Source organism: Clostridium sp. AT4, from assembly GCF_001517625.2.
Lineage (GTDB): Bacteria > Bacillota > Clostridia > Lachnospirales > Lachnospiraceae > Enterocloster.
The window spans coordinates 1,887,259-1,904,485 of the sequence record NZ_LN999828.1; the positions used below are offsets into that span (position 1 = coordinate 1,887,259).

A 17,227-nucleotide genomic window follows, 5' to 3' on the forward strand; every position below is an offset into this window, starting at 1 on the left:
CACATAATAAAGAAAATGAAAGAAAGGTGACTTCCGATATGTGGGCAACGATCATCAAAATGTGGAATCGATACAGCTATGTATACATACAGGGACTGACGGGAACCTTGTGTCTGGCCGCCATCACCGTACTGTGCGGCACCGTACTGGGCACCCTCCTGGCCATCATGCGGCGTTCCCGCATCAAACCCTTCCAGTGGTTCGTACAGTTTTATGTCTGGGTTCTCAGGGGAACACCAATCCTTCTGCAGCTCTATTTTTTCTGGATCTTCCTTCCCAGAGCCACCGGGATTAAAATTCCTGACTCCACCTGCATCATCATCGCCCTGATCGTCAATGCCAGCTCTTACGTATCGGAAATCATCCGGGCCGGCATCCAGGCCGTAGATATCGGACAGACGGAGGCAGCCCGCAGCCTGGGGATGACCGCCCGGAATACCATGACTAAAATTATCCTTCCTCAGGCAGTTAAAAATATCCTTCCTGCCCTTGGAAATGAATTTATCACCATGATTAAACAGGCTTCCCTGGCGTCTGTCTTCTTTATCAATGAACTGACCACCTCATACAAAACCGTAGCCTCCGCTACCTTCCGGCAGGTGGAATCCATTATCATTGCCGGCATCATCTATCTGCTGGTGACCACAATACTCGGCCGGATTATGGCTTATGCTGAATGGAGGATGAAACAAAATGAACGCTGAAAACAAAATCTGTGCCGAAGCCCGGCCCATCATCCAGGTAAACAATCTGACAAAATCCTTTGGAAAGCTGGAAGTCCTGAAAGGGATTTCTGAAACTATTTACGAAGGCGAAGTAGTCTCTATCATTGGTCCCAGCGGCGGCGGAAAAAGCACCTTTCTCCGCTGCCTGAATCTGCTGGAAACCCCGGACTCCGGCACCATCCTGTTCCGAAACTCCAATATCACGGATCGTTCTGTCAACGTAGACCAATATCGTCAGCATCTGGGCATGGTCTTCCAGCATTTTAACATTTTCCCCCATCTGAAGGTAATAGACAATGTCACCCTCGCCCCGGTGCTGGAAAAAAAGATTCCAAAGACGCAGGCAAAAGCCGCCGCTCTCCGTCTGCTGGAACGGGTAGGTCTCTCGGACAAAAAAGACGAATATCCCAACCGGCTCTCCGGGGGCCAGAAACAGCGGCTGGCCATCGTCCGTGCTCTGGCGATGGAGCCGGAGATCATGCTCTTTGACGAACCCACCTCCGCCCTGGATCCGGAAATGGTAAAAGAGGTGCTGAACGTAATCCGGGATCTTGCCAGCTCCGGCATGACCATCCTCATCGTCACTCATGAAATGGGCTTTGCACGGGAGGTCAGCGACCGCATCTTCTTCATTGCAGACGGCATTGTTCAGGAAAAGGGAAGTCCGGAGGAACTGTTCCTGAATCCGCAAAACCCCAGAACCAGAGAATTTCTGGGAAAAATATTATAAGTATATGGAAGGAGTACCTATGAAAACCTTGGAGTTTATCGAAAAGATTATCGAAGAAAAATCAACCCGTATCATCGAGGCCAACGATCAAATCTGGGAATTTGCCGAACTGGCATATCATGAATATCAGTCTGCCGGGCTGCTCTGCCAATTTCTGAAGGATGAAGGTTTTACGGTAGAAACCGGTCTGGCCGGTATCCCCACCTGTTTTCAGGGAACTTATTCCTATGGATGCGGAAAACCGGTCGTTGGTATTCTGGGAGAATATGACGCCCTTTCCGGTTTAAACCAGGCGGCTGCCTGCCCGTCCAGACAACCTATCATCCAGGGAGCACCTGGCCACGGATGTGGACACAGTGCCCTGGGTGCCGGAGCTCTGGCAGCCGCCATTGCCGTCAAGGAATATCTGAAAACCTTCAAAAAAGGCGGCACAGTCATCTATTTTGGCTGTCCGGCAGAGGAGGGGGCCGGTTCCAAACAGTTCATGGCCAGAGCCGGGCTGTTCGATCAGGTGGATTTTGTTTATACCTGGCACCCGGACTCCATCAATCAGGTGGACAACTCCCACAATAACGCGATTATGGGAGCCAATTTCCACTTTAAAGGCCTTACTTCCCACGCCGGCTCTGCCCCCTATCTGGGCCGAAGCGCCCTGGACGCCGCAGAGCTGATGAGCGTAGGCTGCAATTATCTGCGGGAACACATGATTCCGGAAGCCCGGATCCATTATGCCTACATTGACGCCGGCGGCACTGCCCCCAATGTGGTACAGGACCGCTCCACCGTCCGGTATGAAGTGCGTTCCCCTTATGTCCGCCAGCTGACAGAACTGTTCAGCCGTGTTGTTGATGTAGCAAAGGGTGCCGCCCTTATGACCGGCACTTCCATGAATTATGATCTGTCTATGGCCTTTACGGAATACCTCCCCAACAAAGCCCTTGCCCAGATCGCAGACGCCTGTATGCAGGAGGTAGGCGCACCAAAATGGACCGAGGAGGACTACCGGCTGGCCAGACAGTTTTTGGATTCTTATGATGATACTGCCCGGAAAATGATCCGTGACGAAATCATTCAGATCTATGGAGAAGACCGGCTTGAGGAAATTCTGTCCAAACCTTTAGACAGTGAGATCCATCCTTTCGATCCTAACCATATCATCCAGACTGCAGGCTCCACCGACGTAGGCGATGTGGGCTATGCAGTTCCTACTCTAAATCTGCGGGTTGCCGCCTGCTGTGTGGGCAATGTGGGGCACACCTGGCAGATGACGGCCCAAACCTGCAGCCCCATTGCCCATAAAGGACTCCTGACGGCCGGAAAGATGATTGCCCTGTCTGCGATCCGCACCATGGAGCGCCCTGACATCATTGACGCCGCCAAGACAGAGACTCTTAAAAGAAACGGCGGTCATTATACCTGTCCCCTTCCCGATCACGTGCTTCCTCCATTAGAGACATATTAAAAGTCAAAAGCTTTCTCAAGCCTCCATATTTTTATCATCCATTTCAGATAATCTCCATACTGCGCCTCCCGCACCGCCTCTGCGGTCACTACATCCATCTCTCCGATCTTTTCTCCGTTTAACAGATATTCCAGCACCCCAGCCTTCTGGCCCGGCTCCACCGGAGCCGGAAGGGACTCGGAGAGAACAAGCTTCTTTTCCACAGATGAAAAATCTTCTCCCTTAAGGCTGAGATATCTGAATGTGCCGTTCAAAACCAACTCTGCCCCGCTTTTAATTCCTCCTTCTACCGGAATTTCCGGAAGTGTGATCCCCTCTTTATCCTCATAAAGCTTACAGTTTGCATAGCCATAGTTTAGCAGCGTCTGTGCGTCTGCAAAACGTGCTTTGAAATCAGGAGCAGCCATGATCGTAGCGATCAGGCGCACCCCATCCTTCTCTGCCGTGGCTGACAGACAGTATTTTGCCAGAGAGGTGGAGCCTGTCTTTAAGCCGGTAACCTTAAAATTCGTTGCCATCCGCAAAAGTTTATTTGTGTTGGAAAGACCAAATTCCTTTGTCCCCTGTTTTGTCACATGAGTAATATTTTCCATCCAGATTGTTGAATAATTGTGGATCTGAGGATACTGATCGATCAGCTCCCGGCTCATAAGAGCAATATCTCTGGCAGTTGTCACATGGGAGGGATCCTCTGTAAGACCGCAGCAGTCCACAAAATGGGTTTTCGTCATCCCCAGACCTTCGGCACGTTCATTCATCTGCTGTACAAAGGCCTCCTCTGTACCGGAAATATACTCCGCCATGGCTACAGAAGCATCATTTCCTGATGCGATCACGATGCATTTAATCAGTGTTTCCACCGTCTGCGTTTCCCCTTCCTCCAAAAATACCTGGGAACCGCCCATGGACTTGGCATGAGCGCTGGTAACTACCTCATCGGAAAGGTGGATCTTCCCTTCTGCCAGGGCATCAAAAATCAGGATCAGCGTCATGACCTTTGTAACGCTGGCAGGACTTCTTTTATCATCCGCCCCTTTTTCATATATGATCTGCCCCGTAGATGCCTCCATGAGAACGGCTGAAGGCGCTGATATCTGGATTGCCGTCTGAGAAGCTGCCGCATCTCCCGCTTCTGCCTGTATCTGCGCAGTTTCTCTGCTTACCGCTCTGGCCGGCACCCCGGTCGGAAGCGCAAGCTCCGGTTCAGAAGCCAATGCTGCCATCACCTGCCCTGCCGTCATAAGAAGCGCAAGCAAAAAGCCTGCTGCTTTTGTCCGTTTCATACACGATTCCTCCAAACATTGCTGCTCTCTGCCTAATATATGAAACCGGACAAACGCTTTATGTCGCATCAAAAAAGACAAAACCCCCGGCTGCGGCTTCTGCCGCTGCCAGAGGTTATTTTATACTATGTGTTCCTATACTTCCTTTAAAGCCTGTCTTAAGGCCTCTGCCATCTCCTCATACTCAGCGTCTGTGAGAATGGTTCTTCCGCTGTTCATCTCAAAGGTACCGCCCCACTCTTCTCCGCCCTTATATTTGGGAACGATATGGAAATGAAGGTGGCAGCCTGTGTCGCCGTATGCGCCGTAGTTTACCTTATCGGGATGAAATACCTTGTGTACGGCTCTTGCCACCTGAGCCACCTCTGCAAAGAAATCATTTCTCTCTTCATCTGTTAAGTCGATCAGCTCGCTGACATGCTTTTTGTGAGCCAGGATCACTCTTCCCTTTTTACTCTGCTCCTTAAATACATAAAGAAAGCCTGTCTTCATCTCGCAGACCGGATAGGCAAATTTTGCTACCAGCTCTCCCTGCATACAGTATGCGCAATTTGGATCTTTTACCATTTCTGCCATAATTTTATCTCCTTTTCATAGCCGGCTCTGCTGTGTCAAAAATCAGCCGCCGCTTTTGGGTAATTTCTATTTTAAACATACCACGGCTTCCATCAAATTTCAATCACTTTCATTTCCTGAATTTTATGTTATAATTAAATTGATACAATTTTACTTTCATTCAAACAGGAGATTTACAACTTATGAGCCGAAATGATTTCAGACGCCGGCAGGCCCAAAGACAGCGAAGAAAGCTTGTCCGACATCTTCCTATTATACTTGCACTGTTTCTGGCGTTTTCAGCCCTGGCATCAGGCGTTTTTGCACTGACCCGCTTTGTCTTAAACAGACAGCCCATATCATCTGTTTCCGCCTCCTTCAGTACAGCCAAAACAGCCTCCGAAGATCCGGCACAGCCTGTCTCTTCCCCGGCCTCCGGCACACTTGCTCAGGCCGCATATATCGCTGCGGGCTATGACTACGACCGTGCCATTGCTCTTATTAAAGAAGACTCCTCTCTGGCAGAGGATCCGGCTGCCCTGGAAGCGATCACATCTTATGAGGAAGCAAAGGCTTCTCTCTTACCAGCTGATGTGCAGAACGTTCCCCATGTATTTTTCCATTCTCTTATCATGGACACTGACAAAGCCTTTGACGGCGACAGCCGGACTCCCGGCTACAATTCCGTCATGACTACAAAGGATGAGTTTTTAAAAATGCTGGATGCTTTCTATGAGGACGGTTATGTGCTGGTACGCATCCGGGATATTGCCTCTGAGACTACAGATGAAAATGGAAATACCGTTTTCTCCTGGGGAGAAATCCTGCTTCCTGAGGGCAAAAAACCTCTGGTCATGTCCCAGGATGACGTATGCTATTATCCTTATATGGAAAAGGACGGCTTTGCACGCCGGATCGTCATCGGAGAGGACGGAAAACCCACTGCTGAAATGGTCATGGAAGACGGCTCCATTTCCACCGGCCCTTATGACCTAATCCCGATTTTAGAAGATTTCATCGAAGAACACCCCGATTTTTCCTATAAAGGTGCCAGAGCGATCATCGCCTTTACGGGCTATGAAGGAATTTTAGGCTACCGCACTGCTGCTTCCTACAGTGACAGTCCGAACTATGAACAGGATAGAGAGCAGGCTGCAAAGGTAGCCCAGTGTTTAAAAGACAATGGCTGGGAGCTTGCAAGCCACAGCTGGGGCCATCTGTGGATGGGCGTTTCCTCCGTACCCGGAGAAACATTCAAGATCAGCGACGAGCGCTTCTATACAGATACGGACAAGTGGGAAGCAGAGGTAGAATCTCTTATCGGGCCAACCGATATCTATATCTATCCCAACGGCAATGATGTGGCAGACTGGCGGCCCTATACAGAGAATAATTACCGTTTTAAATATCTCCATTCCAAGGGCTTCCGGTATTTCTGCAATGTGGACGCAAGCAAGCCCGCCTGGATCCAAAAGGGAAGCGACCATCTGCGGATGGCCAGACGGAATCTGGACGGCTACCGTCTTTACGAGGACATGATCCAGACGGATCCATCCAAAAAACGGCTGTCCGATCTCTTTGACGCTTCTCAGATCTTTGATGCCTCACGGCCCACTCCCGTGACTTGGAGCTATACACAGAATGAAGCGGCCGCAGATGCCTCTGCCCCGGCAGCACCGGAAACAGTTCCATCCGAAAGCGCTGCTTCCCAGTAAACCAGATCTGAACCATCCTGTCTCCTTTCGCGTATACTACATCAAAGACGTACTTAGGTGAAAGGAGATTTTACAAAATGACACCCAAACTGGATGTAAACGGAGTCAGCTTTTCCTACCATACGCTGGAAGGAGAAACGCTGGCTCTTTCTGATATATCATTTTCCCTGTCTCCCGGTGAATTTGCAGCCGTGGTCGGCCCGTCCGGCTGCGGAAAATCCACCCTTCTTTCTCTTCTCTGCGGTTTGTCCAAACCTGATACGGGGCAGATCCTTTTAGACGGTCACCCCCTGCGCCAGTCTCCCTCTGCTACCGGCTATATGCTCCAAAAGGATCATCTTTTTCCGTGGAGGGATATTTTATCCAATGTATCTCTGGGACTGGAAATCCAGAACCGCCTTACCCCAAAGACAACTGCCCGCTTAAAGGAAATGCTCTCAGCCTACGGCCTTGAAGGCTTTGAACACGCCCGGCCCTCTGAGCTTTCCGGAGGAATGCGCCAGCGGGCCGCTCTGATCCGTACTCTGGCGCTGGAACCGGACCTTCTTCTTTTAGATGAGCCATTTTCTGCTCTGGATTACCAGACACGGCTTTCTGTATGTGACGATATCAGTTCTATCTTACGGAGCACTAAAAAAACAGCCGTTCTTGTGACCCACGATCTTTCAGAAGCCATCAGCATCGCAGACCGGATCATCATACTCACACCCCGGCCCGGACGGATCAAAAAAACCCTTCCCATCCATTTCCCGGCTGACTGTGCAACACCTTTAAAAAGACGTAACTGTCCTGAATTTTCCGGATATTTCAACGCTGTATGGAAGGAGCTGAAAACAGATGAATAATCCCTTACTCTCCCCCTCGTTAGCCCAGCAGGAATACCTGGCCGACCAGCTGCGCCGACGGAGTATAATCCGTATCTGGCGCATCCTTCTTCTGATTCTGATTCTGTCTTTATGGGAGCTGTCAGCCGGCTTAGGTCTCATCGACCGGTTTATTTTCAGCAGTCCAAGCCTGATCTTCAAATGCCTGATTTCTATGACTGCCGACAGAACCATCTTTCTCCACACAGGCGTTACCCTCATGGAGACGCTTATAAGCTTTGCTGTCTGTACCGCAGCCGGTCTGGTCTGTGCCCTTCTTCTCTGGGCCAGTCCCTCTGCTGCCAGCGTTTTAGAGCCATTCTTAGTTCTTTTAAACAGTCTGCCCAAATCCGCTTTGGCTCCGCTTTTAATCGTATGGCTGGGAAATAATACCACCACCATTGTCACAGCGGCCGTTTCCGTGGCTCTCTTTGGCTCGATCCTTACTCTGTACAATGGTTTCTGTCAGACCGATGAAGACAAAATACGCCTGATCCGTTCCCTTGGAGGAACCAGAACAGACGTACTCCTTAAGGTTCTTCTGCCAGGCTCCCTCCCCATGGTGATCAATAACATGAAGGTCAATATCGGCCTGTGCCTGGTCGGCGTCATCATTGGTGAATTTCTCTCCGCACGGGCAGGACTGGGATATCTGATCACCTACTCCGCCCAGACCTTTACCATGACGGTGCTTATGACCTCCATCATGATTCTGTGCCTGCTGTCCTGGCTTTTATATCAGGCCATTGCCTGTGTGGAAAAGAAGCTGACACGATAAAATGCAAAATGCAAAAACTCAAAAACCGGTCTGCTTGCACTCCCATTTCTCCTATGATATGATGAAACCATCTGATTAAAGCAGAGCATTTCCGCCGATAAAGCCCGCAAAAAGGAGAAATCAATGGACCTGATCAACCAGTTTATTGACAACTACAAAAAGAAATTTAACTACTATGAATCTGTAGGCCGTCTTGCAGCCGGTCAGCTGGAGGCTGTGCTGCGCTCCTCCGGTATCCGGGCCATGGTTACCTACCGGGCCAAAAATCCGGGACGCTTAAAAAGCAAGGTTCTCCACCGCAATGCCAAGCGCCCGGTTCCTTACCGGAATATAAAGGAAATCTATGAGGACATCGCCGATCTCTGCGGTGTCCGGGTTTCCCTCTATTTCCCCGGAGACCGCCTTCAGGCAGACCAGCTGATCCGGGATCAGTTCCACATTCTGGAAAGCAAGCAGTTCCCGGAGCAGTCAAAGCCTCCTACTTATCATAAGCGTTTTTCCGGCTACTGGGCCAACCACTACCGTGTCTATCTGAGAGAAGAATTGGTACAACCCTCAGAAAAACGCTACTGCCGGGCCAGAATCGAAATTCAGGTAGCGTCCGTCCTGATGCACGCCTGGTCTGAGGTAGAACATGACTTGATCTACAAACCCCTTCAGGGTACGCTTTCCAAAGAAGAGCTTGCCATCTTAGACGAGTTAAACGGTCTTGTCCTTGCAGGAGAAATCGCCCTGGAGCGCCTGCAGGCTGCAGGAAATGAACGGATCCGCAGCAAAAATGCTGTTTTTAACAACCAGTACGAGCTGGCTTCCTATCTTTACAATTACCTCAGCAGCAATTTCCGCCCGGAGGATATCGAACTGCGGATGGGAAATATTGAGCTGCTCTTCCGGCTTTTGTCCAGCCTGAAGCTGCTGGACGTAAAGTACATGGGCCCTATTTTAAAGGCAGTTAAATTTGAAAAGGACAAACGGAACATTTCCCAGCAGATTATTGACCAGATCATCAGCGGAAATGAAAAGCGGTATCTGGCCTACCAGTCCTTAAAGGCAGCCGGCTCTAAAGAGGATGAGGAACGTCTGAAAGCCATCAGCGCCTTTTTCAGTCAATGGGTTCCCCTGGAAGCGCTTTTAAACCGCACCACCAAGCGCAGCTCCCGTTCCTTAAGCGTCTTTAATATCAACGCCCTGAAACGGACCGGGCTTTTTGACAAAGACAGCCTGAATCAGATTGCATTTCTTAGAAAAATGCGCAATACCCTGATCCATGATATTGAGGTTCCGGAAATCTCCTGCATACGGGAGCTGGCCGAACAGGCCCGGGCTCTGAATGAAACTCTTTTAAAACTCCTTGAGCCGGAAAAGGACGAGGCAGACTAAAGGTTATTATCCCAAAAGCTCCCGGATCATTTTTCCGTCAAATACCACCTTTTCAAGATGATCCACCTCGATCTGATACAGGGCATTGGCAGCGATATGCTCCGCAGCCTGCTCCAGATCACGGATTCCGCTCGTATCTGAATAAAGCTCCACTACGGTATCAAGAGCCTCTTCGGTCAGGATACACTCCTCTTTGCGCAGGCTCATGCGGCGCAGGATCTTTGGCAGAGCAAATTTTGAGAAAATGATCTTTTTTTCTTCCAATGTATAGTCCGGAATATCGATCACCGCAAAACGGGACATTAATGGTGCGCTGATCTGCTCCTTATTGTTAGCTGTGGCAATGGGATATACGCCTGAGGTAGGCACCATACATTCCATGTAGTTATCCGTAAAGCCCAGATTGTCAAGCAGGGTTAAAAGCACATCTGCCGGATTTCCATTTCCTTTTCCGGAAGCCGCTTTGTCCAGTTCATTGATGATAAATACAAGATTGGACTCTCCTGCCATGGAAAATGCCTCCATGATAATTCCCGGCTTTGCGTTGGCATAGACTCTGGAGCTTCCTGTCAGCTGCTCCGGGTCATTGATGGAGCTCATATCCAGAGTTGTCCACGGCAGCTTTAAGATTCTTGCCACCGCATAAGCGATCTGGGATTTTCCCGTACCCGCAGGCCCCACCAGCAAAAGGCCGTATGCGGGCAGCGTGTGAGTTCGGTTGATCTGGATAATGGTTTCTATAATCCTCTGCTTTACCCGCTCCATGCCGTAAAGCTCTTCATCTAAAATCCGTCTTGCCTCTACCGGATCAATGGCTTCAAAATAATCATGCTTCCACCGCACGTTCATCATAATAGACAGCGCTCTCTGAGCATGGCGGCGCTCCTCCGGGGATACCTCATGTGACTTTGCCACTGCCAGGTTTCTTCTTGCCCAGAGACGGATGTGATCCGGAAGGGTCTTTCCTGCACAGGTCATAAAATCCGTAATGCTCTGGAGACTGGTAAGCTTCATATCATCTCCTTCTTCAGTTTCCTCTTCCTCCTCTGTCTCAGAAGGCGCACTGCTGGCAAACAGACGCTCAATCATAAACTGCAAAAAGCCGTCCTCTGCTGAAAGCTTGGTTCCTCCCCCAAAGGCTGTTTCACGGATGCGGTAAACGGAATAGCCTTCCTCCCTGTTCTCTCCGGACAGACGCACATTGATATGGTTTTCCCCCAGCCACCGGATCAGGCTTACAAACCGGGCGTCTATTTTTAAAATATTTCCACTGACCGTTTCGCCTCCATCCTTAAACTCAAAAGCAGTTCCCCTTACAGGATTGGTAAAGAGACCGCAGGTGTGATGCTCCCACTGCTGTCCTTTTGTGTCTAATACCAGAATCGGCTGCTCCGGCGCTGCCTGAGGAGCATCCGAATAAAAAATACTGTATGTACACTCTGCTCCCTTTGTATCTTCCGTTTCCGGCGTATGGTTAAAATCAAACACTGGCATAATCAAATTCCCCTTTTTGTACAAAGATCTACGGCCAGGAATCTTTTCCAAAACCGTGCCTTTTTAGTGTAACATGAAATCGCTCCGCCAACAACCGGCGGAGCGATTTTCTTTATACATCCTTTATGCATGTTTCATTTTTTCTATTTTCCAACCGTCTTCCAGATTTCTTTCCTCAGGCTCATACGAAGACTCCCGAGGCGGCATAAGTCCTTCGAAGAAATGATCCAGCCTGTCAAACAGACGGCCGCCTATTTTATACAGTACAGCCAAAGCACCCAGCAGAATAATTTCTTTCATCCTCTTCACATCCCCTTACTTCTGCTTTTTTATTTTATTATACCCTGTGCTGTATAAAAGCGGCATAAGTATCCATAATGCCTGTATTAAGGTTGTATAAATATCCCTTTTTCTTTTATATCGTTTGACATAAAGCAAACTTTACCATTATAATGAAATGCAGTACAAAAGAAAGGGTTAAAAAGGATAATCATGATCGAATTTATTACTTCCGTAAACACAGCTGTAAACAGCTTTATCTGGGGAGTACCGGCCATGATCTGCATCATCGGAGTAGGACTTTTCTTAAGCCTTCGCACCCGTTTTATCCAGATCCGCCGCTTTCCCTATGCCATCCGCACCACTCTGGGCCGCATGTTCAGCAAAAAAGATGCCTCCGAAGGCGCCATTACCCCCTTCCAGGCAGTCTGTACTGCCCTTGCGGCTACTGTGGGTACGGGAAATATCGCCGGTGTAGCCGGAGCTATTGCCATCGGCGGTCCGGGCGCTGTATTCTGGATGTGGATTTCCGCATTTTTAGGAATGTGCACCAAATTTTCCGAGGTTACTCTGGCGGTTCATTTCCGGGAAACTAATCCGGACGGCGATCTGGCCGGAGGTCCCATGTACTATATCAAAAATGGGCTTGGGAAAAAATGGATGTGGCTCGCCTATCTTTTTTCCATTTTCGGTATCCTTACTGTATTCGGAACCGGAAATGCCACTCAGGTCAACACCATCACAACGGCTGTCCGGTCTGCCCTCACAGGCTACGGCATCCTGCCTGACTCTGCTGTCGGTACCTTTAATCTGGCTATGGGCATCCTTCTGGCTTCCTCTGTCGCTCTGGTGCTCCTTGGCGGCATCAAGCGCATCGGAAGTGTAGCGGAAAAGCTGGTTCCTTTCATGGCTCTGCTCTACATTCTTCTGTCTTTTGGCGTGGTATTTTTCCATCTGGAAAATGTTCCCGGCGTATTTTCCTCAATCATCCAGGGAGCATTCTCTCCTTCTGCTGTCACCGGCGGAGTGGTAGGAAGCTTCTTTACCAGTATGAAGCGCGGCGTTTCCAGAGGCATCTTCTCCAATGAGGCCGGACTTGGTACAGGCTCTATTGCCCACGCCTGTGCGGATACAGATGATCCTGTCCATCAGGGTATGTTTGGTATTTTTGAGGTATTTGCAGATACCATTGTGATCTGTACCCTTACTGCTCTGGTAATTCTCTGCAGCGGTATTCCCATAACCTATGGACAGGATGCCGGAGCAGAGCTTACGATCCTGGGCTTTACCTCTACCTACGGAAACTGGGTGTCCATTTTTACCGCGATCGCCATGTGCTGCTTTGCCTTCTCCACCATTTTAGGCTGGGGGCTTTACGGCGCAAGATGTGTGGAATTTCTCCTTTCCGCAGCCTTTATAAAGCCCTTTATGGTAATCTACGCTCTGGTATCCATTCCCGGAGCTACTATGGATCTGGGGCTTTTGTGGAGCATTGCCGATACCTTTAACGGCCTTATGTCCATTCCCAACCTGATTGCTGTCTTCCTGCTGTCCGGAACGGTAATTCGGCTGACGCGGGAGTATTTCTCAAAGAATGCATAAACCGTACAGCAACCCATCCGCCAAAAAACATAAAAAAGGCAGTACCGTAGGACTTCCTTTCAAGTCCGTCCGGCACTGCCGTTTTTATTTTCATCCTACTGCCCGTTATTTAAAACCTCCACAGCCTTTTTAAGCTGATTGTCATCCTCCGGGCGGATCACTGCCTGCGTTCTTAAGGATTCATCCAAAGGAACCTCCACATCCGGCACAATTCCTTTTTCATGAAGGTCAAAACCGCTCGGCGTATAATAGTGGGCGGTCGTAAGCTTAATGGCAGAACCATCTCCCAGAGGAATGAGATTCTGAACAATTCCCTTTCCGTAGCTGGTAGTTCCTACCACGACTGCTCTTCCATAATCCTTCATCGCACCTGTAAACACCTCCGAAGCGCTTGCAGAATCACCATTTACCAGAATGGCGATAGGAAGATCCACTGCATGGCCATCGGAAGCGGTATAGGTTTCCCCTTCTCCGTTTCGGTCAGCCGTATAAACAATGAGCGATTTTCCCTCTCCCTTCTTAAAATCCATCATATCATCCGGGATCAGATAGTCCACCATGGCTACGGCGCTGTCTAATATACCTCCGGGATTATTCCGCAGATCGATCACCAGCTGCTTCATTCCCTCTGCCGTCAGGTCATCAATGGCTGTTTTAAACTGATCTACTGTAATCAGATCAAATTCGCTCACAGCCACATAACCTGTTGTTTCATCCAGCATCCGGGACTCCACAGTAGGAACCTCTATTTTCTTTCTGGTAAGAGTCAGATCCACATAGGCGTCCTCGTCTGCCCGGTATACGGTAATCTGCACCGGAGTTCCTTCTTCTCCCTTTACATAATTGCTCACGATCACATCCAGGCTTTCCCCTGCTACTAACGTATCTTCTACCTTATAGACCACATCCCCCGGCCGCATCCCTGCCTCCAGAGCCGGAGAGCCGTCAAATACCTTTACCACCGTACAAAGGCCGGTAGTGCGGTTCTGGCTAATCATAGCCCCGATTCCGGAATAGGTGCCGCTGGTGCTTTCCTGCATCAGCTTATAATCCTCTTCGGAATAATATACAGAATAGGGATCATCCAGGCCTGCCATCATACCGCGGTAGATAAAATCCTCTACATTCTGAGCGTCCTCGTCATAAAGAAATACCTGGTCTATGATCTGCTGAATCATCTCCATCTTTGAGGTCACCTGCTCAAAGTCCACTCTCTTTGCAGGCTCCTCCGTAATAGAGGGAGCGCCGGGCTGAGGCTGACGGCTGATCACCCGCCGTCCGAACAGGTAGATTCCCGCAGACATACCTACGATGATCAGCCCCACAAACGCCATGACGAGAGCTCCCGTAAGAACTCCCATCCAGAACCGGTTCTGGCTTCCTGCCGCCTTTCCTCTCTCGCTTTGTCTGTCATATCTTTGATCTTCCACTTTTTGTCTCCTATCTGGCCTTTAAGGGGCCTCTCTGTCCTGTTACACTGTATGCCCCTTTATGGACTTACATAACCGGAAGGATTTACATAGCTTCCGCCGGACCGGACGCCAAAATGCAGATGAGGCCCTGTGGAATATCCTGTCGATCCTACCTTTGCAATAGTCTGTCCCTGTTTTACAGTCTCCCCTTCCTTCACGAGAAGCTGAGAGCAGTGCATATATACAGTAGTAAGCCCGCCGCCATGATCGATCATAATATAATTTCCGGCCGAATAGCTGTATGTAGAGATCACTACCTTGCCATCTGCTGCCGCCACAATAGAGGAACCGGACGGCGCCGGAATGTCAATTCCCTTATGATTGGTAGAAGCTCCCTCGGTCGGTGAGCTCCGATCCCCAAACGCGGATGAAATCCGTCCGCTTGCAGGACAGGGCCATATAAAATTAGTGTTCCCTTTTTTTACCGTACTATCCCCACCGGCAGAAGACTGATTTTTCTTGGCTTCTTCTGCTTTTCTGGCTTCCTCTTCCTTTCTCCGTATCTCCGCCTCCACACGGGCCATATGCTCCTCCTGGGCTTTGATATCCGCATTATACTGGTCAATCTCTCCCTGTGCAGAAGCGATCTTCGTCTCATAGGAAGCCAGCTCTGCCTCCTTGGAAGCCATCAGTGTCTTTACCGAGCTCTGCTTTGCCTTCGTGGAATCCTGAAGGGTAAGAAGCTCCTGATGCTCCGTCTTAAGAGCTTCCTCCTTTAAAGCCACCTCCTGCCTGGTTTTTCTGTACTCCTCCAGCATTTTCCTGTCATAGGAGGTAATCTGGCTGGCATACTCTGCCCGGTTTAAAAGCTCTGCAATGCTCTCTGACTGCATCATGGACTCCAACAGGCCAGTCTGACCATTTTCATACATATACTGGATCCGCAGCTTCATGTCCTCATACTGGCGGTTCTCCGTAATTTTGGCTGTTTCCAGCTCCACTTTCGCTTCCTCTATCTGCTCTTCCTTCTGGGAAATATCTCCCTCCAGCTTTGTAAGCTCCCCTGCCAGGGCGGACAGATTTCGATCCAGCTCCTTTACATAGGCCGCTGTATCTGACTTCTTTCCCTCCAGCTCCTTTAAAGTAGACTCTACCTTTTTCTTTTCCTCCTCCATGGAAGAAACCTTTTTCTTCGCATCCTCTATAGCCTTACTGGTGGCATAGGAGGAAAATACCGTTCCCAAGGTCAAGGCGGCCGCTGCTGCCAAAACCGCTATCTTCTTTTTTCTCATATGCCCTCGTTTATCCTGCCTAAACTCTCAGATGGCGCTGGATCGTCACAAAGCTTACTAAAAGTCCGATTCCGACGCCTAACATTAAAGCTCCCCCTGTCATATAGGGGAATATGGTTCCCAGCGCAAGGGGCTCAACCAGACCTGTGATCATGGAATAATTTTCTTCCAGATACAACATTCCTTTTTCATAGAGAACCCATATGCCCCCAAGAGGCACAAGAGCTCCCAGAAGTCCCAGAAGCAGGCCTTCTACCAGAAAGGGCGCCCGTATCATAAAGTTAGTGGCTCCTATATAGCGCATGATCTCATTTTCCCGCCTGCGGAATGCCGCTGCCACAGAAATAGTATTGCTGATCAAAAAAACAGCTACCGCAAGAAGCACGCCGATGATCAGAGCCGAAATCAATCCGATCATCTTTCCAACGCTTGTAAATCCTGCTGCCAGGGTACTGGAATACCGCACCCGGCGCACCCCATCCATGGCCTCCAGGCGGTCTGCAACCGACTCCTGATCGGAAATATCGTTTAAAAAAATCTCAAAGGAAGCAGAATTTGCCAGAGGATTATCGTTTTCAAACCCTTCGGCCAAATCTTCGGCTCCCTCAAAGTACTGAGCCTTAAATGTATCCCAGGCTTCCTCGGCTGAGGTGTACTCTGCCTGACGCACCTCTTTCCAGCCTTTTATTTCTTCTCCCGCTGCCAGAATTTCATCCTCTGTCATCCCCTCATCGAAAAAGACAGAGATTCCCACCGTTTCCTGGGCTGTCCTGGCGCCATGGATCACATTGGCTGCCAGTGAGAAAAAAAGGCAGAATAAAAAAATACATGCAGAAATCGTCGCTATGGATGCCAGCGAAAACAAAATATTTCTGCATATATTAGCAATGCCCTGTTTCAGGCAATACCAGAATGTACTCATTTTTAATCATTATGCCTTTCCGGCAGACCCGTCCGGACGCTTAAGCGCCTCATTTTCTTATCTGGATCCGCCTTCATCCTGAATCACTGCCCCGCGTTCCATGGTAATGACCCGTTTTTTCATCTGCTGCACCATCTCATGGCTGTGTGTCACCACGATCATCGTGGTTCCACGCTGATTGATCTCCTCCAGCAGATGCATAATTTCATGGGCGTTAAAGCTGTCTAAATTGCCTGTAGGCTCATCTGCCAGAAGAACCTCCGGCCGGTTGATCAATGCCCTTGCAATGGCCACGCGCTGCTGCTCTCCTCCGGAAAGCTGAGCCGGATATGCCTTGTATTTGGCAGAAAGCCCCACAAGACGCAGCATCTCGGGCACGGTGTCACGGATCACCCTTCCCGGCACGCCGATGACTCTCTGAGCAAATGCAACGTTTTCAAAGACAGTAAGGTCTTTCAGGAGACGGAAATCCTGAAAGACCACACCTAATTTTCTCCGGTATTTCGGAACATATCTTCGGGGCATCTTCCCCAGATCCATATCATTGACCACAATCCGCCCGGAAGTAGGCTCAAGCTCCTTTAAAAGGAGCTTTAAAAGCGTACTCTTTCCGGAGCCGCTTCGTCCTACGATAAAGGCAAATTCTCCGTCATCTATGGTCAGGCTCAGATCCTTCACAGCCCGGTTTCCCTCGCTGTAGACCTTGTTCACATGACTGAGTTCTATCATTTCCCC

At 49.6% G+C, this 17,227-nt stretch carries 16 protein-coding genes; 8 read left to right on the plus strand and 8 right to left on the minus strand.

Going from position 1 to position 17,227, the window contains the following annotated elements; genetic code table 11:
• Positions 1 to 38: 38 nt before the first annotated feature.
• Genes BN3656_RS15095 through BN3656_RS15105 form a run of 3 tightly spaced genes read left to right on the plus strand, consistent with a single transcriptional unit; the run spans position 39 to position 2,917 of the window.
• Positions 39 to 704: an amino acid ABC transporter permease gene (locus BN3656_RS15095; protein WP_066549861.1), complete on the plus strand. Its 666-nt coding sequence runs from the start codon at positions 39 to 41 to the stop codon at positions 702 to 704.
• Between the two features lie 28 nt (positions 705 to 732).
• A complete protein-coding gene (locus BN3656_RS15100) occupies positions 733 to 1,455 on the plus strand; it encodes an amino acid ABC transporter ATP-binding protein (RefSeq protein WP_066550957.1) in 723 nt (240 codons plus the stop codon).
• Between the two features lie 19 nt (positions 1,456 to 1,474).
• Complete coding sequence (locus BN3656_RS15105) at positions 1,475 to 2,917, plus strand: amidohydrolase (RefSeq protein WP_066549866.1); 1,443 nt, start codon at positions 1,475 to 1,477, stop codon at positions 2,915 to 2,917.
• Here the strand turns inward: BN3656_RS15105 and BN3656_RS15110 are convergent.
• Together BN3656_RS15110 and BN3656_RS15115 are read right to left on the minus strand one after the other, a co-directional pair.
• Positions 2,914 to 4,200 (minus strand): D-alanyl-D-alanine carboxypeptidase family protein, encoded by a 1,287-nt coding sequence (locus BN3656_RS15110; protein WP_066549869.1) that lies wholly within the window; start codon positions 4,198 to 4,200, stop codon positions 2,914 to 2,916. The genes BN3656_RS15105 and BN3656_RS15110 overlap by 4 nt on opposite strands.
• A gap of 135 nt (positions 4,201 to 4,335) precedes the next feature.
• A complete protein-coding gene (locus BN3656_RS15115) occupies positions 4,336 to 4,776 on the minus strand; it encodes an HIT family protein (protein WP_066549871.1) in 441 nt (146 codons plus the stop codon).
• Positions 4,777 to 4,958: 182 nt separating this feature from the next.
• Between BN3656_RS15115 and BN3656_RS15120 the strand changes: the two genes are divergently transcribed.
• From BN3656_RS15120 to BN3656_RS15135, 4 genes are all read left to right on the plus strand, one after another.
• Complete coding sequence (locus tag BN3656_RS15120) at positions 4,959 to 6,470, plus strand: polysaccharide deacetylase (RefSeq protein WP_242963022.1); 1,512 nt, start codon at positions 4,959 to 4,961, stop codon at positions 6,468 to 6,470.
• Between the two features lie 77 nt (positions 6,471 to 6,547).
• Positions 6,548 to 7,315: an ABC transporter ATP-binding protein gene (locus BN3656_RS15125; protein ID WP_066549875.1), complete on the plus strand. Its 768-nt coding sequence runs from the start codon at positions 6,548 to 6,550 to the stop codon at positions 7,313 to 7,315.
• The gene (locus BN3656_RS15130; protein WP_066549877.1) at positions 7,308 to 8,111 is read left to right on the plus strand and encodes an ABC transporter permease; all 804 of its coding nucleotides are present in this window, start codon (positions 7,308 to 7,310) and stop codon (positions 8,109 to 8,111) included. Before BN3656_RS15125 ends, BN3656_RS15130 begins: the two co-directional genes overlap by 8 nt.
• A 123-nt stretch (positions 8,112 to 8,234) precedes the next feature.
• Complete coding sequence (locus BN3656_RS15135; protein WP_066549879.1) at positions 8,235 to 9,491, plus strand: RelA/SpoT domain-containing protein; 1,257 nt, start codon at positions 8,235 to 8,237, stop codon at positions 9,489 to 9,491.
• Between the two features lie 6 nt (positions 9,492 to 9,497).
• On the opposite strand, the gene BN3656_RS15140 is transcribed toward BN3656_RS15135, so the two are convergent.
• Both BN3656_RS15140 and BN3656_RS16755 read right to left on the minus strand, forming a co-directional pair.
• Complete coding sequence (locus BN3656_RS15140) at positions 9,498 to 10,985, minus strand: AAA family ATPase (protein WP_066549881.1); 1,488 nt, start codon at positions 10,983 to 10,985, stop codon at positions 9,498 to 9,500.
• A 123-nt stretch (positions 10,986 to 11,108) separates the two neighbouring features.
• Complete coding sequence (locus tag BN3656_RS16755) at positions 11,109 to 11,285, minus strand: hypothetical protein (protein WP_167544890.1); 177 nt, start codon at positions 11,283 to 11,285, stop codon at positions 11,109 to 11,111.
• A 192-nt stretch (positions 11,286 to 11,477) separates the two neighbouring features.
• On the opposite strand from BN3656_RS16755, the gene BN3656_RS15145 reads away from it, so the two are divergent.
• A complete protein-coding gene (locus BN3656_RS15145) occupies positions 11,478 to 12,866 on the plus strand; it encodes a sodium:alanine symporter family protein (RefSeq protein ID WP_066549884.1) in 1,389 nt (462 codons plus the stop codon).
• 95 nt (positions 12,867 to 12,961) lie between these two features.
• On the opposite strand, the gene BN3656_RS15150 is transcribed toward BN3656_RS15145, so the two are convergent.
• Genes BN3656_RS15150 through ftsE form a run of 4 tightly spaced genes read right to left on the minus strand, consistent with a single transcriptional unit; the run spans position 12,962 to position 17,221 of the window.
• Positions 12,962 to 14,296 carry a S41 family peptidase gene (locus BN3656_RS15150; protein WP_066549885.1) on the minus strand — a complete coding sequence of 445 codons (1,335 nt, stop codon included), beginning with the start codon at positions 14,294 to 14,296 and terminating at the stop codon, positions 12,962 to 12,964.
• Between the two features lie 59 nt (positions 14,297 to 14,355).
• The gene (locus BN3656_RS15155) at positions 14,356 to 15,570 is read right to left on the minus strand and encodes a M23 family metallopeptidase (RefSeq protein WP_066549888.1); all 1,215 of its coding nucleotides are present in this window, start codon (positions 15,568 to 15,570) and stop codon (positions 14,356 to 14,358) included.
• Between the two features lie 19 nt (positions 15,571 to 15,589).
• The gene (locus BN3656_RS15160) at positions 15,590 to 16,492 is read right to left on the minus strand and encodes a permease-like cell division protein FtsX (RefSeq protein WP_066549893.1); all 903 of its coding nucleotides are present in this window, start codon (positions 16,490 to 16,492) and stop codon (positions 15,590 to 15,592) included.
• Positions 16,493 to 16,549: 57 nt separating this feature from the next.
• Complete coding sequence (gene ftsE / locus BN3656_RS15165) at positions 16,550 to 17,221, minus strand: cell division ATP-binding protein FtsE (RefSeq protein WP_066549895.1); 672 nt, start codon at positions 17,219 to 17,221, stop codon at positions 16,550 to 16,552.
• Between the last annotated feature and the right edge of the window lie 6 nt (positions 17,222 to 17,227).

Coding starts and splice junctions, on each gene's coding strand:
- BN3656_RS15120 (WP_242963022.1), top strand. CDS start 4,959: ATGAGCCGAAATGATTTCAGACGCCGGCAGGCCCAAAGACAGCGAAGA.
- BN3656_RS15110 (WP_066549869.1), bottom strand. CDS start 4,200: ATGAAACGGACAAAAGCAGCAGGCTTTTTGCTTGCGCTTCTTATGACG.
- BN3656_RS15125 (WP_066549875.1), top strand. CDS start 6,548: ATGACACCCAAACTGGATGTAAACGGAGTCAGCTTTTCCTACCATACG.
- BN3656_RS15140 (WP_066549881.1), bottom strand. CDS start 10,985: ATGCCAGTGTTTGATTTTAACCATACGCCGGAAACGGAAGATACAAAG.
- BN3656_RS15095 (WP_066549861.1), top strand. CDS start 39: ATGTGGGCAACGATCATCAAAATGTGGAATCGATACAGCTATGTATAC.
- BN3656_RS15135 (WP_066549879.1), top strand. CDS start 8,235: ATGGACCTGATCAACCAGTTTATTGACAACTACAAAAAGAAATTTAAC.
- BN3656_RS15115 (WP_066549871.1), bottom strand. CDS start 4,776: ATGGCAGAAATGGTAAAAGATCCAAATTGCGCATACTGTATGCAGGGA.
- BN3656_RS15145 (WP_066549884.1), top strand. CDS start 11,478: ATGATCGAATTTATTACTTCCGTAAACACAGCTGTAAACAGCTTTATC.
- BN3656_RS15160 (WP_066549893.1), bottom strand. CDS start 16,492: ATGAGTACATTCTGGTATTGCCTGAAACAGGGCATTGCTAATATATGC.
- BN3656_RS15130 (WP_066549877.1), top strand. CDS start 7,308: ATGAATAATCCCTTACTCTCCCCCTCGTTAGCCCAGCAGGAATACCTG.
- BN3656_RS15155 (WP_066549888.1), bottom strand. CDS start 15,570: ATGAGAAAAAAGAAGATAGCGGTTTTGGCAGCAGCGGCCGCCTTGACC.
- BN3656_RS15105 (WP_066549866.1), top strand. CDS start 1,475: ATGAAAACCTTGGAGTTTATCGAAAAGATTATCGAAGAAAAATCAACC.
- ftsE (WP_066549895.1), bottom strand. CDS start 17,221: ATGATAGAACTCAGTCATGTGAACAAGGTCTACAGCGAGGGAAACCGG.
- BN3656_RS16755 (WP_167544890.1), bottom strand. CDS start 11,285: ATGAAAGAAATTATTCTGCTGGGTGCTTTGGCTGTACTGTATAAAATA.